This is a genomic window from Alkalihalobacillus sp. NPDC127517 (genome assembly GCF_050276055.1).
In the GTDB taxonomy this organism is placed as follows: domain Bacteria; phylum Bacillota; class Bacilli; order Bacillales; family Bacillaceae_D; genus Alkalicoccobacillus.
In genome coordinates this window covers 68,306-93,802 of record NZ_JBNNQX010000013.1, presented here as the reverse complement: position 1 = coordinate 93,802, position 25,497 = coordinate 68,306, and the positions used below count along the sequence as shown (strand labels likewise).

Sequence of the window (25,497 nt, the reverse complement as noted above, 5' to 3'; positions counted from 1 at the left end):
TGCGTACGCAAGATATTGAACCGCCGTATACGGAACCGTACGTACGGTGGTGTGAGAGGTCGGATAATCAATTAATGATTATCCTCCTACTCGATGGGGTTGGGGTGTTGGAACGGGGATTGGTGTGTTAGGCGCGGGATTCATGTGATCGAGGACAGGAATGATGCGATAGGAGCGTGATCCGTGTGATAGAGGTCAGGATCCATGCGATAGGAGCGTGATCCATGTGATAGAGGTCAGGATTCATGCGATAGGGGTGGGATTCATGTGATAGAGGTCAGGATCCATGCGATAGGGGTGGGATTCATGTGATAGAAGGCAGGATCCATGCGATAGGCGAAGGATTCATGTGATAGAGGTCAGGATTCATGCGATAGGAGCGTGATCCATGTGATAGAAGGCGTGATTCATGCGATAGGAGCGTGATCCATGTGATAGAAGGCAGGATCCATACGATGGGAGCGTGATCCATGTGATAGAAGGCGTGATTCATGCGATAGGGGTGGGATTCATGTGATAGAGGTCAGGATCCATGCGATAAGCACGTGATCCGTGTGATAGAGGAAAGGATCCATGCGATAGGAGCGTGATCCATGTGATAGAGGTCAGGATCCATGCGATAGGGGTGGGATTCATGTGATAGAAGGCAGGATCCATGCGATAGGCGCGTAATCCATGTGATAGAAGGCAGGATCCATGCGATAGGAGCGTGATCCATGCGATAGAAGGCAGGATCCATACGTTAGGCGGGAAATCGTATGGATAGAAAGAGAAATGAAAGAATAAAACGTAAAAGAGCTAAACCAATTGAATTGATTCAGCTCAGTTCCCATAGTTATTATTCAACTACAATTAATTTAGCTTGCTCATAATCCTTGTCATACCTAATTGGGACCTCATTCGATTTTTTCCCGTCTGCTAGTTCAAAGGTGGATATTTCACCATTGATTTCAGAATTTGAGTTGTCATACGTTAGGAAAAATAGTTGATTTTCACCTACATATAAGTCCACAAATTTATCAAAATCGGCATCTATAGTAAACTCGTTTACCTCGCTGTAGTCATCATCCAATACTTTGGCACTGCCAGACTCGTTGATGATCATTAATGTATCTTGATAAGGAATAAGAGCGATTGGACGAAATGAGAGGGGAAAGGTTTTGACCACTTCTACCGTGCCTGTTCGCCAATCAAAGGATACCAGTTGAGTGTCTTTACTTTGATCCCCGTCAGAGAAAGACATCATGATTTGATCATTAAAAATCGAATAGATTTTATTAGATGTGTTAGTTGGAAATATATTTTCGTCAATGTCTAAAACCATTTTATCCTTAACTTCACCTGTTTCTTTATTGATGATAAAAAAGTTATGGAAATATTCGGCTTCTAAATGATCATCGTCTCCGCTGATTTTTTCCGACTCTGTATACACATAAAATTCATCTTCTATTAAAAAAGCAGTATGAATAGTTCCTTCCACCTCGGTTACAATTCGATCCTCTTGATTTTCCTCGCCAAAAACGAAATAGCTAATATACTTCCCGTTACTGTCCTCAGTGGCACCTGCATTTACATCATAAAACAAATATCCACTATCAACATTCATTTGGTAGGCTCCACCCCATCCATCTGCTTTTTCTGGATGCTTAAGGACAGAAAGGATACCTGTTGAACGCTCAATTTCTGCATGTTGATACCCTCTATGACCAGCGATGTAAAGTCTATCTTCTGACGCCACACTGTCAGAGAGGTTTAATCCAGGAAATTTCAGATCCTCTAACAAATCTCCTTCTTCATTAAAAAGAGCGATTTTACTTCCAGGATCAATAATGTCAGAAAAACCGATTACATATTTACTGTTGCCAAGTTCGGAAAATGTACCGATCTCCTCTCCGGAAAGGGGTTTGGAGCAAGAGGCTAGAAATAGTAAACAACTGAAAATGACTAGATTTCTTTTAATCATACGATCCCTCCAAAACGGCTTAAACAGTACTTATGAAATTCGTCTTCATGATCATGAATCCTCCCGCTATTTTTGTTTGTGCACCACCACACTTTTACACCACCACGTCACAGAAATAAAGTATCATTTAAATTATCGTAACAAATCCTGATAGATCAAGGGTTTCTCACTTCATTCCATCAGCAAACATCTGCAACCCTCTGTTGCTTGCCCGTCTTTAATTTGGTATAGTTTAAAGTATTGTCAACATGCGATTTTGGAGGTGTAATGAGATGTCTCGAATCTCAACAGATCAAGTGAAACACGTGGCACATTTGGCACGTCTTGCGATTACGGAAGAGGAAGCTCAAATGTTCACAAAGCAGCTGGATGATATTATTTCATTTGCAGAGCAGTTAAATGAATTAGATACAGAAGGTGTAGAGCCAACAACTCATGTTCTTAACATGAAGAATGTTCTGCGCGAGGACAAGCCTGACGCTGGTTTACCAGTTGAGGAAGTCTTGAAAAACGCTCCTGACCATGAGGATGGTCAAGTGCGAGTGCCGTCTATAATGGAATAGCAGGGAGGATCCAGAATGTCTTTATTTGATCATTCAATGAAAGAGCTTCACACGAAGCTTGCGCAAAAAGAAATAAAGGTAACTGACCTTGTAGATGAATCCTACAAGCGTATTGCAGAGGTCGATGGAAAAGTTCAATCATTCCTGACACTTGATGAAGAAAAAGCTCGTGCGTATGCAAAAGAGCTAGATGAGGTAGCAACACCTGAAGGCTTACTTTTCGGTATGCCAATTGGTGTAAAAGATAATATTGTAACGAAAGACCTTCGTACAACGTGTTCAAGTCGTATCCTTGAAAACTTTAATCCGATCTATGATGCAACAGTTGTTCAAAAGCTGCGTCAAGACCAAGCGGTAACAATCGGTAAGTTAAACATGGACGAATTTGCAATGGGTTCTTCGACTGAGAATGCAGCCCTTGCAAAAACAAAGAACCCATGGAATCTTGACTATGTACCAGGTGGATCAAGTGGTGGTTCAGCAGCCGCAGTTGCAGCTGGAGAAGTACTCTTTTCACTAGGTTCTGATACAGGTGGTTCCATTCGTCAACCTGCAGCTTACTGTGGTGTGGTTGGATTAAAACCTACATATGGTCGTGTGTCTCGTTTCGGATTAGTCGCATTCGCTTCTTCTCTTGATCAAATCGGACCCGTTACACGTCGTGTAGAAGATAATGCGTATCTACTACAATCGATCTCAGGCGTAGATCCAATGGATTCAACGTCCGCTCAAGTGGATGTTCCTGATTTCTTATCTGGTCTTACTGGCGATGTAAAAGGGCTTAAGATTGCCGTTCCTAAAGAATACTTAGGTGAAGGTGTTCAACCTGAAGTGAAACAATCGGTTCTTGATGCGCTTAAAGTGCTAGAAGCACAAGGAGCGACATGGGATGAGGTCTCTCTTCCACATTCTAAATACGCGCTTGCAACGTACTACCTTATCTCTTCATCTGAGGCTTCAGCTAACCTGTCTCGCTTTGATGGAGTACGTTATGGTTACCGTAAAGATAATGCAGACAATCTGCTTGAGATGTACAAGCAAACACGCGCGGAAGGCTTTGGTAATGAAGTCAAACGTCGTATTATGCTTGGTACGTTTGCTCTTAGCTCAGGCTACTATGATGCGTACTACAAGAAAGCACAACAAGTTCGTACATTAATTAAAAAAGACTTTGAAGATGTCTTTGAAAACTACGACGTCATTGTTGGACCAACCACTCCTACACCAGCATTTAAGATCGGTGAAAAGACGGATGATCCATTAACGATGTATGCAAATGATATTTTAACCATTCCAGTAAACCTTGCAGGGGTACCAGCGATCAGTGTACCGTGTGGATTCCAAGATGGACTTCCACTAGGCCTACAAATTATTGGAAAGCACTTTGATGAAAAGACTGTGTATCGTGTAGCCCACGCCTATGAGCAGGCAGCGGATTTTGCCGATGCGAAGCCAGCGTTGTAAAGGGGGTCCATTGACATGACAAATTTTGAAACGGTAATTGGACTAGAGGTTCACGTAGAATTAAAAACGGACTCAAAGATTTTCTCAGCGAGCCCAAATCACTTTGGAGCAGAGCCAAATGCGAACACAAGTGTAATCGATCTTGGTTACCCTGGGGTGCTTCCAGTTTTAAATAAAAAAGCAGTGGAATTCGCAATGAAGGCTTCTATGGCATTGAATTGTGAAGTCGCAACAGATACAAAGTTCGACCGCAAAAACTACTTTTACCCAGATAACCCGAAGGCTTACCAGATTTCTCAATTTGATAAGCCAATCGGTGAAAACGGCTGGATTGAAATTGAAGTAGAAGGTAAGAAAAAGCGTATCGGTATTACACGCTTGCACCTTGAAGAGGATGCAGGGAAGCTAACTCACTCAGCTGGTGGCTATTCACTTGTTGACTACAACCGTCAAGGAACGCCACTTGTTGAGATCGTATCTGAGCCGGACATTCGTACGCCAGAAGAAGCGTATGCATATCTTGAAAAGCTCAAAGCGATCATTCAATACACAGGCGTTTCTGATTGTAAAATGGAAGAAGGATCGCTTCGTTGTGATGCAAACATCTCTCTTCGTCCAGTTGGACAAGAAGAGTTTGGGACAAAAGCTGAGCTGAAAAACTTGAACTCCTTTAACTTTGTTCGCAAAGGATTGGAGTACGAGGAAAAACGTCAAGAACAAGTTCTTCTTTCTGGTGGGATCATCGAACAGGAAACTCGCCGTTTTGATGAAGCAGGTGGAAAAACCCTTCTGATGCGTGTAAAAGAAGGATCTGATGACTATCGTTATTTCCCAGAGCCAGATTTAACAGCTTTACACATTGACGATGAGTGGAAAGAACGCATCCGTGCGGAGATTCCAGAGCTTCCAGATGCTCGTAAACAACGTTATGTGGAAGAGCTTGGCTTACCAGCATATGATGCGAAGGTTCTAACGCTGACAAAAGAAATGTCTGATTTCTTTGAAGCAACGATTGAACTTGGAGCAGATCAAAAGCTTGTTTCAAACTGGTTAATGGGTGGCGTATCCGAGTATCTGAATGCTGAGCAGAAGGAGCTTGCTGAAACAGCCATCACACCTGAATCATTAGCCGGCATGATTAAGCTAATTGAAAAAGGAACGATCTCTTCTAAAATTGCGAAGAAGGTATTCAAAGACCTGATCGAAAAAGGCGGAGACGCAGAGAAAATTGTTCAAGACAAAGGGCTTGTTCAAATCTCTGATGAAGGCGAAATCCGTAAAATGGTCGTTGATGTATTGGATCAAAACGAACAATCCATCATTGATTTCAAAAACGGAAAAGATCGTGCCGTTGGCTTCCTTGTAGGTCAAATCATGAAAGCTTCCAGAGGAAAAGCGAACCCGCAACTGGTGAACCAATTCCTAATGGAAGAAATCAATAAGCGCTAATACAGATAAGGAGCTTGCCCCAAGTGGCAGCTCCTTTTTACATGCATACGAAGACTATCAGAAGGGTACAGTTTAGAGTAGGAGGGGTTTGATGTGGCGTTTTAGTACAAGCGAAGTCAGTCTCGGGATACTAGCGATTCTACTCTTTGTAGCTAGCCTGTTTCAGCCATGGTTTATCATTGGGATGAATGCGGTGTTTGTCCTACTCCTAACAGTAGGAGTGATTGCGGGCTTTAAAGGGAAGGAAAGCAAATATAATCGAGTGGTACTTATTTTAATGATTGCCGTTGTGGCAAATGGATTGATTCGTGCCGTTCTTTAATAGAAAAGCCAAATTCCTGCGTAGAGGAATTTGGCTTTTTTTATAGGGCTGGAATGAGTATTTCATTGTCCGAGCCATTAATGATACTTTTAAATGAATAGACGGGTTGATAGAAGCCTTTTGAATCTAGGAAGTAAGTAAGCTCGACGTCTTTCACTTCAATCTTCTGAATAGCTTCCAGTGCCCAGTCAAATGATCCATCCATTAGTTGATTAAATGCTTGTTGCTTAGTCTTAATTGGTTTGTCAGTCACTTTTTCGTATGTAATCATGGAATGGTTTATTGTTTTGATGGTTTCATCTGAGAAATATTCAACAGATAATGTGCCATCAATTAGTTGATTACCCGTTTCATATAAATGAGTTTTCCATTCATATTCACCTGGTCCTAGATGGACGAGTTCAACAGTTTCTGGAAGGGTGATATCAAATCGGTTAAGTTCATTTAATAAATTTGATTCGTCTGTATCTATAGGGTGTATATTATCTTGAGAAAAGTAATTGTTTAACCAGTAACTACCATTCTTAAACTCAAACCAAAGTGAGTAACCTGGATCCCCTTGAACGTAAAAAAAGCCGGTCTCAGCATCTCTGTTTACATCCATGTCACTTGTGTCTAGATCTATTTGTTCAAAGAAGGTTTCAGCAAATGCTTTTGCTTCCTGCACCGAGTATGGCGTGACTTTATAAACAGGAACAGGAAAAGTACCTTCCCCCTCAAACACCACATCAAGAATCACAGTCACCTCATTCATATCCACCTTGTGATTTGGCACAATACTAAGGTTTCCAAATTCTTTTAAGGAATATGTGCCAAAGATGATGCCAAATGCGAGTGAAGTCAGGAGTAATGGCGATAGATAACCGACTGCCTGCAAGAGTCTCTTATTCCACAACTTCAGAATACTCATAGTCAATCCATACCCAATGATGGCACCTAACGTGTTATTAAATAAATCATCGAATTCAAACACACCAAATCCAGTGAAATACTGAAAGGTCTCGATCGATAAAGTAAGCAGCAGAGCGCCTGCGATGGTCCAGATGGCCTTCTTAAATCGATCATGAAGCAGAGGTAAAAGAATTCCTAAAGGAAGAAACATGACGATGTTTAAAATGACATATTGCCAGTTCTTTACACTGAAGTTGTTCCAAGCTTCAATATATGATCCGAACAATGTTAAGTCCATGCTCCCTTGCATATAAGGACTTCTATTGAAAATGGTTACACCAGCCACCATCATCAAATAACCGATCAGCATAAAGGTAACAATGGTTGGCTTTATGGATAGGCTTGTCGTTCCCTTTAAAAGCTTTTTGTAAATGATAAAATAAAGGATAGAAAATAATAAAGCTAACAAGATAATAAAAAATAATGCGGTAATGAAGTGATCTTTGATGATAGATAAAACAGTGTCTGCAGTCATAACGCTAATGTGATCTTCCTTTCCTATAAGTTCACATTCTATTATCTACCAATATGGAAAATAAATCTAGATAAGACTGAGAGACGTTTAGGAATTTGTTCGGTTGGTACGATAGGAGAAGGATTAAAGGGATCGAGCGCAGGATCGATGCGATGGGAGAAGGATTAAAGGGATAGCCCGGTGAATCAATGCGATAGAAGAGTGATTGAAGGGATAGAGCGTTGGTACGATAGGAGAAGGATTAAAGGGATAGCCCGGTGGATCAATGCGATAGAAGAAGGATTGAAGGGATAGAGCGCAGGATCGATGCGATGGGAGAAGGATTGAAGGAATAGAACGTAGAATCAATGCGATAGCCCCATACCACTACGCTACCCTTTCACTTAACCAAAGGTTTATCCCATTTTATAAAGGGAAAAAACTACATAGAGCGACTGATTTAATAAGACTTAGACTTTTAATCATTTCTTAACATGAAGTCAAATCGTCCTTAACTTTTGTAACAATTTGAGAAATAGGCAGAAAGGATTGTTTTTCGTCTTTTTTGCGATACAATACAAAGTAGAGATTCTGAACGGTATACCTTTAAGCAAAGTGGGAGAGCCAAATGAAAACAGCACGTTTAATTTATAATCCAACCTCAGGACGCGAGCAGATCCGTAAGAATTTAGCTTATGTGTTAGATCGTTTGGAGAAAGCTGGTTATGAAACGTCAGCACATGCGACAACGCCAGAAGAGGGTTGTGCCAAGCGAGCAGCGAGACGCGCGGGTGAGCAGGGATATGATCTAGTGATTGCAGCCGGTGGAGATGGTACGATTTTTGAAGTCGTAAATGGTTTGGCAGAGCTTGAGAATCGTCCGATGCTTGGAATTATTCCAGCTGGAACAACAAACGATTTTGCGCGGGCTCTGGGGATTTCAAAGGATATTACCAAAGCGTGTGATGTATTATGTGGTGATCACATTGAGCCGATCGATATAGGGAAAATTAATGACAAATACTTTGTGAATATTGCTGCGGCAGGTGCGCTTACTGAACTTACGTATGAAGTTCCAATCAAGCTAAAAACACTTGTTGGTCAGCTTGCTTATTACATTAAAGGTCTTGAAAAGCTACCTCAAATTTCACCGACTTCTGTTCGGATTGAATACGATGGAAAGCTGTTTGAAGGCGATATTATGATGTTCCTGATTGCAAATACGAATTCTGTGGGTGGCTTTGAAAAGCTTGCACCACGAGCGTCACTTCAGGATGGGATGTTTGATTTTCTTATTGTGAAAAAGACGACGTTTGCGGAGTTCATTCAAGTTGGTGGGCTAGCCTTACGTGGTGAACATATTAATCATCCAAAGGTTATGTACATTCAAGCCAATCGAATTAAGGTTGAAGTGCTGGACGGCAATGCCGAAATGAAGCTGAACCTGGACGGCGAACGAGGCGGTAGCTTACCGGCTGAGTTTGTGAACTTATATAGACATTTTCAAATGCTTACGCCAGCTGCGCGTGATCAAAAGAAGCTTGAAAATGGAGAAACCGACCAATAAGTGGCCGGTTTCTTTTTTTATGCTTTTACATGGTAACGTCCTCTTGGAACAACTAATGGAGTATGTGAAACAGGGTCAGGGATCACCGTGCAATCTAATCCGTAGATTTCTTTGACAGACTCACTTGTAATTACATGAGTTGGTGCCCCTTCAGCAATGAGCTGACCTTTTCTGAGGGCAAAGATATAATCTGCGTACCTGGCCGTTAGATTAATATCATGTAAAACCATCACAATTGTCGTACCATGCTTCTGATTCAAATCAGTAAGGAGATCTAAGATTTCAACTTGATAGGTAATATCTAGAAACGTGGTTGGTTCATCAAGGAACAGGATGTCGGTTTGCTGTGCTAAGGCCATGGCGATCCAGACACGTTGTCTTTGTCCACCTGAAAGCTCGTCAATACTTCGGTTTGCAAGTTCCGTTATATTCATCATGTCCATGGCTTCTGCTACGGCCGCATAGTCTTTTTTTGACCAGGTTCCAAGCAGGGACTGGTGCGGATAGCGACCACGTCCAACTAGGTCAGCGACTGTGATCCCTTCTGGAACAGTCGGTGATTGCGGTAGCATACCGATGACTCTTGCAAATTGTTTAGGAGAAAAAGACGCAACAGACTTCCCATCCAGTGTTACCATGCCATCTGAAGGCTTAAGCAAGCGAGCCATCGTCTTCAGTAGGGTGGACTTCCCACAGGCATTCGCACCAATAATGACATTGATCTTGCCATGCGGTATGGACACATTAATCTCATTTAAGATGATTTTATCGTCATAACCCGCACTAATTTGTTCCGCTTGCAATGTATGAGTAGGTTTCATTATAAACTTCCCTTTCGATTCATGCGGATAAGTAAGTAAATTAAATAGGGTGCACCAAGCAACCCAGTGATAATTCCAACAGGGAACCGGACTTCAAAGGCAAATTGACCAATTAAGTCAGCTGCAAGAACGAGGTTTAATCCAACTAAACCAGCAGGCAAGACATTGGAGTAGCCAGGTCCGACTAGACGTTTTGCAATCGGGCCAGAAAGAAACGCAACAAAGGCGATCGGTCCGGTTGTTGCAGTAGCGACAGCAATCATCGCAACAGAGCTTAAGATGAGTAGCATTCTCGTTTGGTTTGTGTTTAGTCCAAGTGAGGTAGCTGACTGTTCGCCAAGTTCTAACAGGCTTAACTGACTACCAAGAAGCATGACGATTGGTGCGCAAATCACAACGGTAATCATTAATGGAGTGATCGCTTGAAGCTGAGCTCCGTTCAAGCTGCCACTTAACCAACGTAAAGCCGTTGCTAGATCCTGCTGTGCTCCTATTAATAGAAGATATGAGATCACAGCACTGAGCATGGCTTGAATGCCGATTCCTACCAAGATGAGTCGACCGACTGAAAAAGACTTCCCTTTTGCCAAAATATAAATGACAACGACCGTAGCTAGACCTGCAAGGACCGAAGCGATCGAGATCGTCGTATTGCTTGTACGAAACACAAGGATACAGATAAGCGCAGCGACACTCGAGCCAGCTGTAATTCCAAGAATATCCGGATTCGCAAGCGGATTACGTAACATGGTCTGAAACGTATTTCCAGCAATACCAAAGGCAATCCCGGCAAAAAGTCCAGCAAGCATCCGTGGAAGACGTATGGTATTCACTGCAAAGGTTGCGCCATCCACTGATTCGCCCAGTAGTACACGAATGACATCACTTGCAGGATAGATGGTATTTCCGATCATTAGCATTGCGATACAAAGAACACAAGCAAGTAGAATCAACGCACTATTAACAAGAATCCAGCGTCTCCGCCGATTACGCCTACCACTTTTAATTTGATTGATTGTATGGTCTCTCATAGTGATCGCACTTTCATTCGAGTGGCAAGATAGATAAGTATTGGAGCGCCTAAGAAGGCTGTTAGTACTCCTGCCTCAAGTTCTCCAGGACTTCCAAGCAATCTTCCGCACACATCGGATATGGTTAAAATGCCTGCCCCTGATAAGGCGGACATTGGGATAATAAATCGTAGATCGGCACCGAGCGTTAATCTCATGAGGTGCGTGGCCAATAACCCAACAAAACCAATTGGGCCAGCAAGTGCTGTGGCAGCCCCACAAAGAATGACACCAGCAAAGGCAGCAACCAGTCTTAATACGCCTGTCCGCACGCCCTGACTTGTCGCAACTTCATCTCCAAGTGCCAGTGCATTAAGGGCAGGCGCTGTAATAATAGCAAAAATCACACCAACAAGTAGGAAAGGGATAAAAAGGGTATTAGAACTCCAATTTGCCGAGCCTAGGCTACCAACCTGCCAAAACCGAAATTGATCCATCACGTCTGAGCGAGGTAGCATAATGGCGCTCACTAAAGAGGAGAGGGCAGCACTTGTCGCTGCACCTGCAAGAACAAGCTTAAGAGGTGTCGGACCTGATCGTCCCATAGACCCAACACCATAAACGAAAATGGCTGTTAGCATCGCACCTGTAATGGCTAGCCAAATATACTCACCAGCTGTGCTAATGTTTAAAAAGGCAAGACCGGCTACCACAAAAAGGGAAGCACCTGTATTTACACCTAAAATACTTGGATCTGCAATCGGATTTCGTGTCACGGCTTGCATTAAAGCACCTGATACGCCGAGAGCAGCCCCGCAGAACAAACTAAAAATGGTTCGCGGAATACGCTCACGAACAACACTTGCCCCGTACGATTCATACTCAGGTTGAAACAATCCAGCGAACAGTTCCTCTCTTGTGACAACCCTTGAACCAAAGACAAGAGAGGCGATCATACAGGCAAAAAGAAGGATAAGAGAAAGAAGGAGCACCTTCCAAAAATGCTTTGGAAGATGCACGTCTGATTTCGTATGTGTACTCACAAAATTAGTCCTCGTTTTTTTGGATCGCTTCATCAATAAGATCAACGTACTGATCAATTGTATAAGAGATAGATAGTGGATTCGGTGTACCCGCAGCAGCTAAATCAGAGTTGCCGTCAATAAACACAACCGCACCACTTTCAATGGCTGGGATTTGCCCTAAACGAGAATCATTTTGAAGAGTTTCAAGCAATGCATCGTCTCCGTACCCAACTATTACATCTGCTTCATTTAGTGCATCCGCATTTTCAGCACTTAGATTAAGAGAGTAAGCCGTATCGTCTTCAATCATGTCCGATACATTATCCGGGAAAACTAAGCCTAACTCTTGTAAAAAGGATACGCGCGTATCTACAGGCGTGTAAAGATGAAGCTGTGATAAATCATTAGCAGAAAAGTTTACCCAGAGAACATTTTTCCCTTCAATCTCAGGATGGTCTGCTACCGTTTCATCAATTAATGCTTCAGTATCTTCAACAAGCTCTTCACCCTCAGCTTCCATGCCCATTCCCTTTGCATTAAATGTCACTTGCTCTCTCCATGTCGTTGTCCAAGGAGATGTAGGATATGCGACAACTGGTGCAATTTGAGTTAACAAATCATAATCCTCTTGTGAAAGACCAGAATAGGCAGCGAGAATGACATCTGGATTTGAATCGGAAATCGCTTCGAAATCAAGACCATCTGTATCCTGATACACATTTGGATCTGATTCTCCTAGCTCTTCCACTTTCTCTGCCGTCCAAGGAAGCATTCCTTTGTCATCAACAATACCAAAGTTTGCAGCAGAGAATCCAACTGGTACTGTATCAAGCGCGAGTGCTATATCCTGGTTACCCCATTGAATCGTAGCCACTCGTTCAGGCTTCTCTTCTAAAACGGTTTCACCAAAAGCATGCTCAATCGTAATTGGGTAGTCAGCACTTGTTTCCTCTGATGCTGTTTGGGTATTCGTCGATTCTGATTTTTCTTTCTCGCTTCCAGAGGTTTCAGAAGACTGACTTCCGCATCCTGCTAAAGCAACCGTTAATGCAGCCGAACCAATTAACCATTTGAATTTCATAAATAACCCCTACCGATCTATTTTTTTATTATGTATCCAATAACAATAATCATTCTCAGTTACTCAGTTAGTGTATAGGTAAATGAGAGTGTTTGTCAATTGAATTTTAGTTTTATTATGACAATTTTAGTGGGGGAGGTAACAAAAAGAATAAAAACGAAGCGATCACTTAAAAGGGTCGCTTCGTTTTTGGTCAGATCACTTTAAATTTTCATCTTAATCGTCATGAATTAGAATTCTTGTTACAGAATGTTGAGTAGGAGGTAAAGATTCTTCTATCACCGATCCGTCATGAAACACTGTTACTTTATCATTTACAGCAAGGTCTCTTTCTAATGTATCCTCAATTGAGCTAATTGGAAAGATGACAGTTGAGTCTTCTTCATTTTCATTACTAGACTCAACTGTAATTCTCGTACCTGGTGTATGATCAGCTTCACCAATCTCAATAATGGTCCCCTCATAACTGTATTCATTCTCAGCACGTTCAACTGGATCTTCAACCGTTTCATTTCCACATCCAAGTAAAATAAAAGAAAGGGGTATGATCATTTGTATTAAACGTTTATACAAGTCTATCCCTCCTATTTGTTTATAAGATTAGCAGTAACATAGCGACATTTTATAAGCTCTTATAATCGGATATTAACATCGAACTTTTCTTGTATAACGTGGTTTAATTTATCTCTTTCTTCTAAAGGGAAATCCTTCGGAAACTTAGGAAACATCACCGATTTTTCACAATCATTTGTGTACATATAAACGTACAAGTCGTCTGTATCCACAATCGTAAACTCAGTCCACTTATATTGCTTTTCATTAATCTTTATCAACTCTTCATTGTATGTAAAAGTACGTTTCCCTACAAAATCCTTATATATGTGTTTTTTATAAGAGGTTCTTTTCTTTGTTTTTACAAGAAATTCATTAATAAGTATATAACCAAGACCCACTACAGTAACGACTACAATATTGGTAAACAAAAGATATAAATATACGCTAGGTACCAGCAGACTTAACAAGATAGTGAAGACTGTATAACCACCCGCAAGTAGTATAGAGAATACTAAACCAATGAGTTTACGTTTCTTATAATGTGGATGGTGCCTTACGAGATTCTCTACCCGTCTTTCAAACGCTTCGTTATCTAAATCAAAAGTAAAAATTCCTTTTCCCTCCTAATTTTTCAATAATCCCAGTGTAACATGAATCAACCACATGAGATTGCCGAGAATGATAGCTCCTAGTAAGGTGTCTAAAAGCTATGTGATACTTGTGTAAATAGACTAAAATAACAACGTTTTTCTGTATGTAATCCTTGCAAAAAAGAACAATGATATAAAAACCATCATTGTCCACACGAATAGGTTCATTTAAATGGGCATAAAAATTACTTAATCCATTCCCATAAACTCGTCACTGTCAACAAACTCTAAATCCAGACTGTCTATAACTTCTATGAATGACCCTGATAAAATTTTGTGATCTTTTCCATCATTAACAAAATGCTCGTCATCATAATTATAGTAATAGCTATCAGAAAAAGTGTGAACGGTCATCATAACCTCTAATTCTCTAGTGCCTCTTCGAAACTGTCTTTGTAAAGAAATGCCCCTCATGTCATCGATTGCATTCTTTATAATAATTGGATCTTCTATTTTCGCCCATAAAAATTCATTACTCTTACTATCTCTTGTCTGTATTGTTATATGTGTGATGTCTTCTACACTACCTATTTTGTTTTTCAGGTTTTCTTCAAATGTAGTCCTCATTAATGATTGGTAAACAATCACGCCTACTATGATAAACAAGATGGCTGAAAAGGAGAAAATACACATTTTCTTTTTCAATAATATCCCTCCTTTTAATAAAATCATATCATACACACATCATATCGCACTCCTTGTGAGTACGAGGATTAAAACCCCCATTACATACACATGTACCCGAAGATATCAAGGAAACGTCATTAGCAAAACCGCCACAATAAATTGCTTTTGCGTCGGTTTTTTTCTTTGAATGAATCCTCTTATTTGTAGGGCTCTATTTTTACGCCGTCATATAAAGGCATGTTCTCCCAAAGCTCAACTGCTTCACTCCATTTTTTATAATAGTGGAGGAGTACGGGGTGCTTTGTGAGCTCATAAAAATGGTGGAGGCGGTTTAGGTGAATATGATGGTACACATTATGCCAGTCGCTTCCGAATTGTTTAAATGTCGTTGCTCTGGCGACGTTTTCTAATGGTTTCCAAGGTAGTTTAACTTTAATTAGATTGATCCCTTTTGTAAGGGGTATGGGTTTTAATTCATGGTAATCCGGTTTCTGTTTGTCTACCTCTCGTTTTGGCGTGTACCGTGGAGCGAGAATGCTTAATTTTAAAAGTGTATCTTTGGGGCTATACACTTCCATGTGAAGTTCATTTTCAACAGGGTATGAGTAACGACTGGTGAGTAAGCTTAGTGTGGCACGTCTATCTTTTGTGAGAATAGCATCATTTCTCTCTTTAATAGTGGAAGCGATTATAATGTTTTCGTATAGGTTCTTTTCAGCGACATGAAACGTTGAATTTCCTTCCTCTGGCACATAAAGTTCTACCTTTTTGAATTCGATGTCTGTGTGCTGAACCTTAAGTTTAATCGTTGCAATGCCGTTAAGCGCATATCTGGAATTAGCTAGAAGGGGAGCGTCGTATAAAGGCAACATCTTAATCAATGTTTCTAAGTTGTCACGCCAAAACACCTCTGCATCAGTATCTGCGGCGATGCTCGCGTATGTGCTAACCGCGGATATCGCAGAGAACCAACCATTTAAAACATAACCGTTTGGAGACATCGGATATTCTTGGATACTCGGTCCTTTTGTGGATAGGTGCATGACACCTCCATTTTGGACAGGGATTTTCAAGCTACGGTATACACGTTTGGCTGCTTTTAAGAAACGGTCTTCTTGAATCGTTTCATACACTTGAGCAAAGACTTCAGCATAATACGATTGCGTTAAAGCGGAATAATAGGATTTACTTGTAGAGTTAAAAACGGAATCATCTTTATACCAGAACACAAGCGTATCTTGAAATTCTTCCATCCGATTTATTGCGGCTTCGGCTACTTGAATAACTGCTTGTTTAAAGCGTTCTTCCTTTGTTTTCTTAAATTGATAGAGATAGTCGCGGATAACATAAATCCCGTAAATGGGATGAAGTTCTACTTTTTCTCCAATTATCTTCCCAGGATATCCGTCGGGCAAAAATGAAATCTTATACCTGTCTTTGCTTATTTTTGATAAGCGTGGGGTAAAGGGCGGCATGTGCATCTTTGAACACTCCTTTAAAAAAATCATTAGTTGGTCCTATTTTATGTTGGAAGGTCAGTGCCCGATAAAGACAAGTAACGGCAGGGATTTGTCTATTATATGCAGATGAAAAGAAGGTAAGGGGAAGGTAGAGACGAGTATGGTAGAGATTATTTGTACTGCGATCTTTATCTTTTTTATCATTACAAGGAAGACCATGCTCGATCATTAGACAATTAGATTCATTGAATGGCGTCACCTGCATTATTGAAGAAGAGTTTATCCTTTTACACCATTTTTCGGATTCCATAGCCCTTGTAACTTCCGAATATAAAGAATTTGCCCAGTATGGTAAGTGGTATGAATTGTAAGATGAGCAAGTTCAGATGCGCTGTCCTCGAGTTTTTGCACTTCAGTCTCCTCTACAACGGTCTTCCATTCAGTCATAATAGTAGTTAACCTCTTTAGATTGTCACTCCAGTTCAAGTCTTCAATATTCTTAAAGGTATTGTTATCAACCGATTGTTCGTTTGATATGTGTTTAAACCTGTTTAAGTAACGTTGATTATAAAATAATAGGTGATTAACTATTTCAGAAATGGAATTGGACGTCTCACTTGGTTTCCAATTCGCTTGCTCTTCAGTAAGTCCATCAATTGAGTTGAGTAATGATACAAACCAAGTATTTTCATGCATAGAATGAAATTGTGCTAATAAAACATCTTTCACATTCATTTTCTTTCCTCCTCTTTGGTAAGTAATCCTTCAATATGACCCTCTTTGTTCAAATAGAAAATTCTTTATTATGGTGATTTTACAGGTGGTAGAAGTGATAAATTGACGGTTTGTTGGTGAATCTCACTGCTTCATTTGTACTACATCCATTTAAATCTTTTGAAGAGGTTATTAACAACCCCATAAAAAAATCCTGCTCCAACTCCTAGTAGGATTAGTTGAAATCCTCTTATAAGCATCTCTACATAAGAAGATTTCTCTATTGATACAGATTCATAAAATATCAAGCCTCCCATAAAAATTAAAGCAAATAGGGTGTGTAAAACAATGGAAAGCCAAGCATACCTAAACTCAAATATCTTCTCTAATACATAATCAATAACTATTGAAGAGACAGTTCCATATATCAGTACAATCGGAGTCATATAAAGAAAGAGGAGCCATATGGTTCCTGCAAAACCCCAAGACGAATCGGAATAGATCAATCCAGCAATAAATAGTACTGTTATGATCGTTAAAATGCCTATTACTAATTTTCTTTTAATGAGCATTTTGTCACTCCTTCTTTTATGTGAGCTACAGCCGACTCCACTAACTTGTCTTCAATCTAACGCGGCCCTCATTTAGTGAGGGGCAGGTTTTATGAATATCCGCTTCCATTTAATTCAGGAACAAAACCAGTCCGATTATAACCAAACCAATAACCAAAATACTTATATCCTTAGGCCAATCATCACGCCACCTTTTTGCATCAACAGAAGAAGAGACGTTTTGGATCAATAGCAGCTTTTGATAAAAGGAGTGATAATAAAGAAGAAAAACAAGCCACAGTAAAAAGTAAAAGCTGAACGTACTCCAATAAATAAAATAGTAGTCAGTGAATTGAAACATAATAGCGAGTGCAACAAATGCAATTATTAAGCCAAATGACGTATCACGAAGTCGTTTAACAACAACCCGATTCCAGCTATCTTCTTGTTGTTCTTTGTCCCACCTAAGAGTGACAAAAAAAGGGATGAGAGTGAGCACAGTAATTAGGCTTACAAAGACAATGGCAAAAAGGTCTGTAATTGAAAATCGTATGATCTGTATGGATGCCATACTTGAAATGAGATATAGCATATGAAGCTTACTTTGCTCATCGTAGTAAGGAATCGAATCATTTTTACCCATATTCTTCACGTCCTCTCATTTAAAAGACCCAATAAAACATCACAAAAATAAAGATGATATACGCACAAGCTGCAGTAATAAGATACCAGTAAAATGTTTTTTTATTATGCTTGTCGTTTAAGGCAGAAGCATTTTGTACGATTAACAGTCGCTTATAGACTATACGACTGACAATGCCAAAGAAAATCCAGAAGCCAACTGAAAGGATTCCAGCCACTAGCCGATCTAAGGTTAGTTCAATCGTTTCATGGAATAAGCCAATGAAGATAGATGTGAAAAGTAAGGCGGCCATTGTAAATGCAACTTCAGATGCTTCCTTTGTAGCCAGACGTCTACGCTGCTCGTGACTTTTGCGAGCATGCCAAATAGAGAGCAGGGGAATCAAACCTGTTATCATGCCGATGATTGTGAAAATAAGTACATCGGATCGGTTACTCTCTAAAATAAATCCATTATTCATAAAAATGGCAATACCTACGATAAGAAAAGTAGACCAGTGCTGTCGTTCTCGAGCCCTCTTTCGATTTTCTTTTCGTTGTTCCTTGTTCGGCCACATCCAATCAACTCCTTAAAATTCCAATACCTTCAAACAGACAGATTTAAACTCAAATTTATAGTTGAAAATAATTCTCATTCTCATTAGAATGAAGATAGCAAAAAAGATAAGGGACGGTGAGTCGATGTCTAAAATTGTATTAGTCTTTGCGAGTATGTCAGGAAATACAGAGGATATCGCTGATTTAATAACGGGGAAATTACGTTCAAACGGGTTTGTTGTTGATCAAGAGGAGATGGAGGAGTATGATCCGGCCAATCTAAGTGAATATGATGGTATCATCATTGGTTCTTATACATGGGGAGATGGAGACTTACCGTATGAGGCAGATGACTTTTATGCAGCAATGGATGATGTGGACTTAACGGGAAAACAAGCTGCTGTATTTGGTTCGGGTGATACGGTCTACCCAGAATTTTGTGAGGCCGTACATACATTTGAAAAGAAGTTAGTTGAACGTGGAGCTGCTCTTATTACTGAAGGATTAAAGATCGAGTTTACACCTGATACAGAGGAAGATTTTCAGGCATGCGACAGATTTGTAGAAGAGTTTATTAAAAAGACGAAGATACACCCTTCATTTTCTAGTTGACGAACCTGTGACTGTCGGGTAATATGCAAGTAACTACTTGCATTTCTTTAAAGGATGGACAGATATGTCAGCAAAGGATAAGACAAAGAAGCGAATTCTCAGTGCTGCACTTGAGCTGTTAAAGGAGCATGGGTACCAGGGAACAACCACTCGTTTAATTGCTGATAAGGCAGGGTGCAATGAGGTCACACTCTTTAGACACTTTGGAAATAAGCAAACAATCCTTGAAAAAGTCGTTGAGGGACAAACGTTTGGTCCGGATCTAAAAGGAAGCATTGATCAGTCGATTGTGTGGGATCTTGAGGCTGATCTTTATAAGATTGCGAAAGGCTATCTTGACTTTATGCGGAGTATTGAGGATTTTGTGATGCTTGGGTTTAAAGAGTTTTATAAGATTGAGGAATTAAATGATGAAATTTCAAAAGGTCCAGTCGAATTTAAACATTACCTAACTCAATACTTTGAAAAGATGAAGGATAGAGAACTTATTATCCCTATTGATTGCGAACAATTGGCGCTTCAATTTATCTGGATGAATTTTGGTTATTTTATCTCAAAGGCAAGATTTGGTGATCGAGTAACGGCTTTGCCTGATGAGGCCTTTCTAAAAGGAAGTGTTCAGCTTTTTGTAAGAGGTATCTCGCCTTAAAAGCATTCAAACGAATGCTTTTTCTTAAGAAAATAAATGCAAGTAAGTACTTGCATTACTAGTTAGGATTGGGGAAACAGAATGAATACGTTTAAACAGTTACTTAAGCTTCCACAAACAAAAGCAGGAATAGTCACAGCACTCGTGTTCCAGCTTGTCTTCTTTTTTGTCTGGTTAACAGCTTATGACGGGGTACAGGAGAGAATCACGGAGCTTAACGTAGCACTCATAAATGAGGATACACAAGCAGGACAGATGGTGGCTGAGCAGATTGAACAGAACTTACCGCTTACCATCGATACATCCATGTCAGCGGACGAGGCAACAGAAGCCTTAAACAATCGTGAGATACAAATGGTTGTTCATATTCCAGACAATTTTACAGACATGTTGAGATCAGACGAGAAAGCTGAAATCACATACTCTATTAACCAAGCATCTGCTACGGTTGGAAAGCAAGCACTCGAGCAGATTGCAACGAAGTTTACAACAACAGTCAATGAGCAAGTCGCAAAACAACAGCTTGTTATGGGTGGAGAGCAATTGGCCACACAGCTTGAAGAAAGCGGGTTTCCGGAGCAAGCAATTGCGGCAATTGGCGGAGAGCTTACAACAGCATTAGAAACAGTTGATGTTGCTCCAATTCAAGCGAACATAAACAAGATTAACGATACAGAAGGTTTTGCAGCTACGATGATTCCGATGATGTTAGTCCTTGCTTCATTTGTAGGGTCGATGACGATGAACATGCAGATCCAGATTGTCGACATCACGCTTAACCGTCAAGGCTTTAAAAAATGGAATGTGTTCTGGTCACGTCAATTATTAAATGTACTTGTAAGTGCAGGACTCGCTTTCTTAACGTACGGACTGATTGCGTTATTTGATATTCAAGTCACCCTTCCATTTTGGACAGTGTGGTTCTATCAATTCTTAGTCTTCTTATCTTTCTTAATCGTTTCGCAGGTCTTCTTAATCTTATTCGGGCCAGCTGGAATGATGGGGAATATTGTTTTACTTTCCATGCAGCTTGTCACATCAGGTGTCATCGTACCGATCGCGATGCTTTCAACCTTTTATCAAACAGTATCTAGTATTCTGCCGGCAACCTATGCAGCCGATGGATACTTCACTGTTATCTTTGGGGGTACGGGTGTGACACAGGAGTTTATGCCTCTAATTCTAATTATGGCAGTGGCCCTTGTGATTTGTATGGCTAGAATCGCATTGAAAAAACAAGCGCCAGTCGCTACAACGAAATAAAAAGTGGACACTGGGACATAACTGAAAATCAACTTGAAAAGGCGAATGATTCGATTGCAGAATCATTCGCCTTTCGTGATTTTATTAGAACAAGCGAGAGATTCTTCTGTAGCGGGTTATTTGCTATATTCGCATGTTATGTCCCGCCCTCTTTATTTGTAGGCCAATTCTGGCGCGATTCCGATGTAATCGACAGAGAATCAGATGTATCCTAGCTCAAACTGGATGTATTCGCATGGAACTCGATGTATTTCAACTCAATTTCTTAGTGTATAGTCTTTCTTTCTTGCTTAGTGAGCCAATAGATCACGAACGATATCATCCCCATCATATTCAGATGGATAGTACGTAGGCCAATGCGTCACTTCATTGAGAAGTTCTGCGCGATCATCACCCCAATATAAGTGATAGTGGGTAGACTCGGTCGGGAAAATGATGTGATCACTAAACTGGATGTATTGAGGGAGGTTATCGGACTCACTACCGTCCTTTAGCTTGTAAATAAAGCGAACACCACGATTTCCTTTTTCATATGTCAATATCTCATAGCCGTCGGATACATACTCTCCTGATGCTTCTTCGCCATTTGTGTAGAATGTGACATTTCCATTATCTATCACAATACGTTCAACATCTGTTTCATATCCTACAGAGTAATAGTCTTTATATTCTTCAGCCGACATGTCTCCATGCTCTGCCTTATGTTCGAATACTTCATCAAGCTCTCCATCCTCAAGATATGGGTAAACAGACTGCCAATCACCTTCCCAATCCGATAACTCACGATCTTCCACTTGATCATCTTCAAAGTATCCTTGATAAATTTGCTTACTTTCCTCGTCATGACCATGGTGATCATCAATAGCGATCGTCACAGGATCTGATTCTGCAAACACCTCATGGTCATTGTCATAAAGAGTTGCTTTGATATGTAAACCATCCGTTGCTGCTTCTCCAGAGTATGTTTGACCTTCTTGACCCGAAGCGGCAACCCAGTCATCTCGATCATCTTCCTTCGTGTACCAATGCCAATGATCATAATCAACGTTCTCACTAAGGGAGGCAGTGAGCTCCACCTGATCTCCGGTATGATAATGATCAGCCAAACCCTCGATGTTAATCTCAGCAGTTTCTGGTGCTTGGGATTCCACAGAGGATGACGTACGATCCTCCTCGGCGGTAGTTGTGGGCTCAGCCTCAGAACCGCAAGCAACAAGAGCTACTTGTAAGGCAAGTACAAATGATACTAAAGATAATTTTTTCATATTAGTCTTCCTTTCTATTTTTTTAATCGTAATGGTTACGATCGTAATGATTACGTTTTATAGATTATAGAGATTATCTCATATTGTCAAGAACTCTTTTTAAGAAGATACAGGTAGCTATTCGTAAAGAGAGGATGGGTGCAACAGAATAGTGTGATATTCTAATAGAAAAATAAAGAATAGAGGAATGTTATGGCAAAGAAGATCTTCTACCTAACGTCTGTTCTTTTTATCATCAGTTGTAGTCTTACCATCTATGCGTACAACACCTGCAATAATGTGTTTCAAAATAAATTATTGGATTCAAGCTTCAGTTCAGTGGTTGTTCATTCAGATCAAGATGAAATGATCATATCCGACTCGGATAAGATAAAAAGATTTATTAAAAAAGTGAATCAATGTCCTAGAAGTGAAACATATGAAATGTCATTTGAAGATCCAGGACTACCGATCATCCTCCTACATGAAGAGAGCCAGTCAACTGAGGAACTCTATTATTTAAACCCTAACAATATGGACCTTTTGTATAAGGATTACATCATTGAAACGGATTTGAATCTTGAGGAATGGTTATTTGATTGATTTATTCGGAACTCATTTACGAAGAAGAAGAAAAGGAGAGGCATTATGAACAGGAATATCTTCATCGTTGAAGACGATACTCAGCTTTTACAAGCATTAACAGAGGGGCTGCGGCAATGGAACTTTACGGTTAGTAGCCCAAGTGATTTCTCGAATGTAATGGAAGACTTTGTTGCGAGTAAGCCGCATCTTGTGATGATTGATATACAGTTACCTCAGTTTGATGGGTTTCATTGGTGCAGAGAGATTCGGGCGGTGTCTAAAGTGCCAATCCTTTTTCTTTCGTCGAGAGACCATCCGATGGACATGATTATGGCTATGAATTCTGGGGCAGATGATTATGTTCAGAAACCCTTTCATATGGACGTTTTTCTTGCAAAGGTGAATGCGATCCTTCGTCGAACGTACACGTATGAAGATGCCCAGACTGATGTCATTGAATGGAATCAAGCAATGATTGATTTAAAAAGAGGCGACATCTATAAGGATGGAACATCTGTTGAATTGACGAAAAATGAGTTTTTTATCCTTGCCGTTCTCGTCAAATCGACGAATCAAATCATTTCGCGTAATGAGCTGATGAAAATGCTTTGGGACGATGATCAATATATTAATGACAATACGCTCACTGCCAATCTAACGCGCCTACGGCAAAAGCTTTCTACGATTCATTTATCTGATGGAATTGTGACTAAAAAAGGGCTTGGCTATATGGCTATAACGCTTTAGGAGGGTGTGTATTGTTTGTTTCTTATCTCATTTATAAGAAGAGTTGGATTGGTTTCGTAGCATTACTGCTTCTACTGACCAATACCCTATTATTCATTGACTCAGGGATTCAAGTAGATTTTCATTCGGTCCTTTATTTAAATGGGTTGTTTCTACTTTTCTCAGGTGTATTCTTGCTCGTTCGATACAAAAAAGAAACGAGCTATTACAAAACCTTGACCTCGCAAATGAATGAGGTAGACGAGGGCTGGTTTGAAGGTATTCCGTATCCTAAAAATCGTTTTCCTGAAGGAGCACTCTATTCCATTCTGCAAAACGTTCATGAGTACGAACATACGAAACGTTACGAAAATGATGCGACAAATCAAGCCAGCCAGACAGATCTTGCAGCTTGGGTTCACGAAATGAAAACACCCTTAACGGCAATGAAAATTACATTGGATGCCCACCAATCAAATGAATTAGCCCAGCGTCTTCAAGCCAATTGGTTGAAGGTGCATTTATTATTAGACAGACAGCTCTACATATCAAGGCTCACAACCTTGGACACGGATCTAATCCCAGAACAGCTTGAAATAAAAACACTGTTACAAATGGAAATTCGTGAGTTATCGAGTTGGTGTCATGATAAAAACTTAGCGATTCAACTAACAGGAGAGTCTTCGTCCAGTGTCTATACGGATAAAAAGTGGTGTGGGTTTGTGATCAGGCAGATTTTAACCAACGCGATAAAATACAGCCCGGTTGGTGGTACAATCACCATGCACACGGAGCAGAGCGATGAACAATCTGTGATTGTCAAAATAAAAGACGCCGGACCAGGGATTAAAGCTCATGACTTACCTCGTATATTTGATCGAGGCTTTACAGGTGAAAATGGACGTGTACAGCACGGGGCGACAGGAATGGGTTTGTATCTTGCACGAGAGATTAGCAAGAAGCTGCAGTTTCAGCTTCACGTTTCGTCCGGTTTAGATGAAGGCACATCTGTCTCCATGATTTTCGCCAAGACACATTCGTTTGATCAGATCAGACGATCATCTATGTAACATACATCTAGCAGGAGTCAGGTCACTCGTATGGCCTGGCTCCTTTTTTATATAACGTCAACGTGACAAAAATATCACATTAGCTTCGTTTTTATCATCTAATTGATGCGATTTCAAGCCAAATTCCATTTACACTGTTTATAGATCAACTTGATTGGAGTGTGTAACATGCATACACAGAAATCACCACAGACTGTTTTACTTGCAGAAGGTGTGCGTAAATCCTTTGGTACAAAGGGCAGTGCACAGCAGGTATTAAAGGGGATAGACCTCCGAGTGTTAGAAGGTGAATTTGTTGGCATTATGGGTCCATCAGGATCAGGTAAAACAACCCTTCTAAATACATTTGCGACAATTGATCGTGCCACAGAAGGACAGATCTTTATCAATGACCATGAGATTTCAAAGTTGAAGGATCGACAACTATCTTCCATTCGTCGACGACACTTAGGCTTTATTTTTCAGGATTATAATTTGCTTGATACATTAACAGTGAAAGAGAATATCCTATTGCCTGTTTCACTTACAAAGATAAGTAAAGATCAGGCAGAGAAAGAGTTTCAAGCAATTGCAGGCTTACTGGGAATCTCAGATCTAGCAGATAAGTATCCTACCGAAATCTCTGGTGGGCAAAAGCAACGAACTTCTGCAGCACGAGCTCTTATTCATTCGCCTTCTCTTGTTTTTGCTGACGAACCAACGGGTGCTCTAGACTCTAAAGCAGCTTCAAACCTACTTGAAAACTTACATGAGATTAATTACGTACGAAAAGTAACGATTGTGATGGTTACACATGATCCACTCGCCTCGAGCTATTGCAACCGAGTGATCTTCTTAAAGGATGGGCAGATCTTTTCAGAACTTTACCGTGGAGAAAAGACAAGGGAATCCTTTTTTAAGGACATCTTAGACATGCAAGCCGTCCTTAGTGGGGGTAAGTAG

Annotated in this window: 26 protein-coding genes; 12 read left to right on the top strand and 14 right to left on the bottom strand. The window is 40.4% G+C overall.

Annotated elements, in window-relative coordinates; genetic code table 11:
* Positions 1-838: 838 nt before the first annotated feature.
* Positions 839-1,963 (bottom strand): hypothetical protein, encoded by a 1,125-nt coding sequence (locus ACQKKO_RS17350; protein ID WP_498649423.1) that lies wholly within the window; start codon positions 1,961-1,963, stop codon positions 839-841.
* Positions 1,964-2,235: 272 nt separating this feature from the next.
* Between ACQKKO_RS17350 and gatC the strand changes: the two genes are divergently transcribed.
* The 4 genes from gatC (at position 2,236) to ACQKKO_RS17330 (ending at position 5,761) form a co-directional block, all read left to right on the top strand.
* Entirely contained in the window at positions 2,236-2,526 is a 291-nt protein-coding gene (gene gatC / locus ACQKKO_RS17345) for an Asp-tRNA(Asn)/Glu-tRNA(Gln) amidotransferase subunit GatC (RefSeq protein WP_498649421.1), read from the top strand.
* 15 nt (positions 2,527-2,541) lie between these two features.
* Positions 2,542-3,990 carry an Asp-tRNA(Asn)/Glu-tRNA(Gln) amidotransferase subunit GatA gene (gatA, locus tag ACQKKO_RS17340; protein ID WP_498649419.1) on the top strand — a complete coding sequence of 483 codons (1,449 nt, stop codon included), beginning with the start codon at positions 2,542-2,544 and terminating at the stop codon, positions 3,988-3,990.
* Positions 3,991-4,005: 15 nt separating this feature from the next.
* The gene (gene gatB, locus ACQKKO_RS17335) at positions 4,006-5,439 is read left to right on the top strand and encodes an Asp-tRNA(Asn)/Glu-tRNA(Gln) amidotransferase subunit GatB (RefSeq protein WP_498649417.1); all 1,434 of its coding nucleotides are present in this window, start codon (positions 4,006-4,008) and stop codon (positions 5,437-5,439) included.
* A gap of 91 nt (positions 5,440-5,530) precedes the next feature.
* Complete coding sequence (locus tag ACQKKO_RS17330) at positions 5,531-5,761, top strand: hypothetical protein (RefSeq protein WP_498649415.1); 231 nt, start codon at positions 5,531-5,533, stop codon at positions 5,759-5,761.
* 40 nt (positions 5,762-5,801) lie between these two features.
* On the opposite strand, the gene ACQKKO_RS17325 is transcribed toward ACQKKO_RS17330, so the two are convergent.
* The gene (locus ACQKKO_RS17325; RefSeq protein WP_498649414.1) at positions 5,802-7,187 is read right to left on the bottom strand and encodes a VanZ family protein; all 1,386 of its coding nucleotides are present in this window, start codon (positions 7,185-7,187) and stop codon (positions 5,802-5,804) included.
* Between the two features lie 607 nt (positions 7,188-7,794).
* On the opposite strand from ACQKKO_RS17325, the gene ACQKKO_RS17320 reads away from it, so the two are divergent.
* Complete coding sequence (locus ACQKKO_RS17320; RefSeq protein WP_203090537.1) at positions 7,795-8,733, top strand: diacylglycerol kinase; 939 nt, start codon at positions 7,795-7,797, stop codon at positions 8,731-8,733.
* A 17-nt stretch (positions 8,734-8,750) separates the two neighbouring features.
* Here the strand turns inward: ACQKKO_RS17320 and ACQKKO_RS17315 are convergent, their stop codons facing one another.
* From ACQKKO_RS17315 to ACQKKO_RS17265, 11 genes are all read right to left on the bottom strand, one after another.
* Positions 8,751-9,554 (bottom strand): ABC transporter ATP-binding protein, encoded by an 804-nt coding sequence (locus tag ACQKKO_RS17315; protein WP_498649412.1) that lies wholly within the window; start codon positions 9,552-9,554, stop codon positions 8,751-8,753.
* Positions 9,554-10,585 (bottom strand): FecCD family ABC transporter permease, encoded by a 1,032-nt coding sequence (locus ACQKKO_RS17310; RefSeq protein ID WP_498649410.1) that lies wholly within the window; start codon positions 10,583-10,585, stop codon positions 9,554-9,556. Before ACQKKO_RS17310 ends, ACQKKO_RS17315 begins: the two co-directional genes overlap by 1 nt.
* Complete coding sequence (locus ACQKKO_RS17305) at positions 10,582-11,640, bottom strand: FecCD family ABC transporter permease (protein WP_498649409.1); 1,059 nt, start codon at positions 11,638-11,640, stop codon at positions 10,582-10,584. The genes ACQKKO_RS17310 and ACQKKO_RS17305 overlap by 4 nt, the downstream gene beginning before the upstream one ends.
* Entirely contained in the window at positions 11,612-12,670 is a 1,059-nt protein-coding gene (locus tag ACQKKO_RS17300) for an iron-siderophore ABC transporter substrate-binding protein (RefSeq protein WP_498649407.1), read from the bottom strand. Before ACQKKO_RS17300 ends, ACQKKO_RS17305 begins: the two co-directional genes overlap by 29 nt.
* Positions 12,671-12,886: 216 nt before the next feature.
* Complete coding sequence (locus tag ACQKKO_RS17295) at positions 12,887-13,243, bottom strand: hypothetical protein (protein ID WP_498649405.1); 357 nt, start codon at positions 13,241-13,243, stop codon at positions 12,887-12,889.
* 821 nt (positions 13,244-14,064) lie between these two features.
* On the bottom strand, positions 14,065-14,520 hold the full coding sequence (locus ACQKKO_RS17290; RefSeq protein WP_498649402.1) for a hypothetical protein: 456 nt from the start codon (positions 14,518-14,520) through the stop codon (positions 14,065-14,067).
* Positions 14,521-14,699: 179 nt separating this feature from the next.
* A complete protein-coding gene (locus tag ACQKKO_RS17285; RefSeq protein ID WP_498649400.1) occupies positions 14,700-15,983 on the bottom strand; it encodes a D-glucuronyl C5-epimerase family protein in 1,284 nt (427 codons plus the stop codon).
* 258 nt (positions 15,984-16,241) lie between these two features.
* Positions 16,242-16,697: a DinB family protein gene (locus tag ACQKKO_RS17280; RefSeq protein ID WP_498649398.1), complete on the bottom strand. Its 456-nt coding sequence runs from the start codon at positions 16,695-16,697 to the stop codon at positions 16,242-16,244.
* Positions 16,698-16,837: 140 nt separating this feature from the next.
* A complete protein-coding gene (locus ACQKKO_RS17275; protein WP_498649396.1) occupies positions 16,838-17,248 on the bottom strand; it encodes a hypothetical protein in 411 nt (136 codons plus the stop codon).
* A gap of 109 nt (positions 17,249-17,357) precedes the next feature.
* Positions 17,358-17,870: a hypothetical protein gene (locus ACQKKO_RS17270; RefSeq protein WP_498649394.1), complete on the bottom strand. Its 513-nt coding sequence runs from the start codon at positions 17,868-17,870 to the stop codon at positions 17,358-17,360.
* 19 nt (positions 17,871-17,889) lie between these two features.
* Positions 17,890-18,426 (bottom strand): hypothetical protein, encoded by a 537-nt coding sequence (locus ACQKKO_RS17265; protein WP_498649393.1) that lies wholly within the window; start codon positions 18,424-18,426, stop codon positions 17,890-17,892.
* Between the two features lie 124 nt (positions 18,427-18,550).
* Here ACQKKO_RS17265 and ACQKKO_RS17260 point away from each other — a divergent pair, with 124 nt between their 5' ends.
* From ACQKKO_RS17260 to ACQKKO_RS17250, 3 genes are all read left to right on the top strand, one after another.
* Positions 18,551-19,018: a flavodoxin gene (locus ACQKKO_RS17260; RefSeq protein WP_498649391.1), complete on the top strand. Its 468-nt coding sequence runs from the start codon at positions 18,551-18,553 to the stop codon at positions 19,016-19,018.
* 64 nt (positions 19,019-19,082) lie between these two features.
* Positions 19,083-19,667, top strand: coding sequence for a TetR/AcrR family transcriptional regulator (locus ACQKKO_RS17255; RefSeq protein WP_498649390.1), 585 nt, complete (start codon positions 19,083-19,085; stop codon positions 19,665-19,667).
* An 81-nt stretch (positions 19,668-19,748) separates the two neighbouring features.
* On the top strand, positions 19,749-20,930 hold the full coding sequence (locus ACQKKO_RS17250; RefSeq protein WP_498649388.1) for a YhgE/Pip domain-containing protein: 1,182 nt from the start codon (positions 19,749-19,751) through the stop codon (positions 20,928-20,930).
* 290 nt (positions 20,931-21,220) lie between these two features.
* Here the strand turns inward: ACQKKO_RS17250 and ACQKKO_RS17245 are convergent, their stop codons facing one another.
* On the bottom strand, positions 21,221-22,195 hold the full coding sequence (locus ACQKKO_RS17245; RefSeq protein ID WP_498649386.1) for a ZinT family metal-binding protein: 975 nt from the start codon (positions 22,193-22,195) through the stop codon (positions 21,221-21,223).
* A gap of 192 nt (positions 22,196-22,387) precedes the next feature.
* Here ACQKKO_RS17245 and ACQKKO_RS17240 point away from each other — a divergent pair, with 192 nt between their 5' ends.
* The 4 genes from ACQKKO_RS17240 (at position 22,388) to ACQKKO_RS17225 (ending at position 25,497) form a co-directional block, all read left to right on the top strand.
* A complete protein-coding gene (locus ACQKKO_RS17240) occupies positions 22,388-22,777 on the top strand; it encodes a hypothetical protein (RefSeq protein ID WP_498649384.1) in 390 nt (129 codons plus the stop codon).
* A gap of 45 nt (positions 22,778-22,822) precedes the next feature.
* The gene (locus ACQKKO_RS17235; RefSeq protein WP_498649382.1) at positions 22,823-23,506 is read left to right on the top strand and encodes a response regulator transcription factor; all 684 of its coding nucleotides are present in this window, start codon (positions 22,823-22,825) and stop codon (positions 23,504-23,506) included.
* 11 nt (positions 23,507-23,517) lie between these two features.
* Positions 23,518-24,555 carry a sensor histidine kinase gene (locus tag ACQKKO_RS17230; protein ID WP_498649379.1) on the top strand — a complete coding sequence of 346 codons (1,038 nt, stop codon included), beginning with the start codon at positions 23,518-23,520 and terminating at the stop codon, positions 24,553-24,555.
* A gap of 168 nt (positions 24,556-24,723) precedes the next feature.
* Entirely contained in the window at positions 24,724-25,497 is a 774-nt protein-coding gene (locus ACQKKO_RS17225; protein WP_498649374.1) for an ABC transporter ATP-binding protein, read from the top strand.

Bases quoted from the DNA above. Each gene is read 5' to 3' on its own strand.
- ACQKKO_RS17235 (WP_498649382.1), top strand. From the start codon at position 22,823: ATGAACAGGAATATCTTCATCGTTGAAGACGATACTCAGCTTTTACAA.
- ACQKKO_RS17320 (WP_203090537.1), top strand. From the start codon at position 7,795: ATGAAAACAGCACGTTTAATTTATAATCCAACCTCAGGACGCGAGCAG.
- ACQKKO_RS17225 (WP_498649374.1), top strand. From the start codon at position 24,724: ATGCATACACAGAAATCACCACAGACTGTTTTACTTGCAGAAGGTGTG.
- ACQKKO_RS17260 (WP_498649391.1), top strand. From the start codon at position 18,551: ATGTCTAAAATTGTATTAGTCTTTGCGAGTATGTCAGGAAATACAGAG.
- gatA (WP_498649419.1), top strand. From the start codon at position 2,542: ATGTCTTTATTTGATCATTCAATGAAAGAGCTTCACACGAAGCTTGCG.
- ACQKKO_RS17250 (WP_498649388.1), top strand. From the start codon at position 19,749: ATGAATACGTTTAAACAGTTACTTAAGCTTCCACAAACAAAAGCAGGA.
- gatB (WP_498649417.1), top strand. From the start codon at position 4,006: ATGACAAATTTTGAAACGGTAATTGGACTAGAGGTTCACGTAGAATTA.
- ACQKKO_RS17350 (WP_498649423.1), bottom strand. From the start codon at position 1,963: ATGATTAAAAGAAATCTAGTCATTTTCAGTTGTTTACTATTTCTAGCC.
- ACQKKO_RS17310 (WP_498649410.1), bottom strand. From the start codon at position 10,585: ATGAGAGACCATACAATCAATCAAATTAAAAGTGGTAGGCGTAATCGG.
- ACQKKO_RS17255 (WP_498649390.1), top strand. From the start codon at position 19,083: ATGTCAGCAAAGGATAAGACAAAGAAGCGAATTCTCAGTGCTGCACTT.
- ACQKKO_RS17330 (WP_498649415.1), top strand. From the start codon at position 5,531: ATGTGGCGTTTTAGTACAAGCGAAGTCAGTCTCGGGATACTAGCGATT.
- ACQKKO_RS17245 (WP_498649386.1), bottom strand. From the start codon at position 22,195: ATGAAAAAATTATCTTTAGTATCATTTGTACTTGCCTTACAAGTAGCT.
- ACQKKO_RS17280 (WP_498649398.1), bottom strand. From the start codon at position 16,697: ATGAATGTGAAAGATGTTTTATTAGCACAATTTCATTCTATGCATGAA.
- ACQKKO_RS17275 (WP_498649396.1), bottom strand. From the start codon at position 17,248: ATGCTCATTAAAAGAAAATTAGTAATAGGCATTTTAACGATCATAACA.
- ACQKKO_RS17300 (WP_498649407.1), bottom strand. From the start codon at position 12,670: ATGAAATTCAAATGGTTAATTGGTTCGGCTGCATTAACGGTTGCTTTA.
- ACQKKO_RS17285 (WP_498649400.1), bottom strand. From the start codon at position 15,983: ATGCACATGCCGCCCTTTACCCCACGCTTATCAAAAATAAGCAAAGAC.
- ACQKKO_RS17325 (WP_498649414.1), bottom strand. From the start codon at position 7,187: ATGACTGCAGACACTGTTTTATCTATCATCAAAGATCACTTCATTACC.
- ACQKKO_RS17315 (WP_498649412.1), bottom strand. From the start codon at position 9,554: ATGAAACCTACTCATACATTGCAAGCGGAACAAATTAGTGCGGGTTAT.
- ACQKKO_RS17265 (WP_498649393.1), bottom strand. From the start codon at position 18,426: ATGTGGCCGAACAAGGAACAACGAAAAGAAAATCGAAAGAGGGCTCGA.
- ACQKKO_RS17240 (WP_498649384.1), top strand. From the start codon at position 22,388: ATGGCAAAGAAGATCTTCTACCTAACGTCTGTTCTTTTTATCATCAGT.
- gatC (WP_498649421.1), top strand. From the start codon at position 2,236: ATGTCTCGAATCTCAACAGATCAAGTGAAACACGTGGCACATTTGGCA.
- ACQKKO_RS17270 (WP_498649394.1), bottom strand. From the start codon at position 17,870: ATGGGTAAAAATGATTCGATTCCTTACTACGATGAGCAAAGTAAGCTT.
- ACQKKO_RS17305 (WP_498649409.1), bottom strand. From the start codon at position 11,640: ATGAAGCGATCCAAAAAAACGAGGACTAATTTTGTGAGTACACATACG.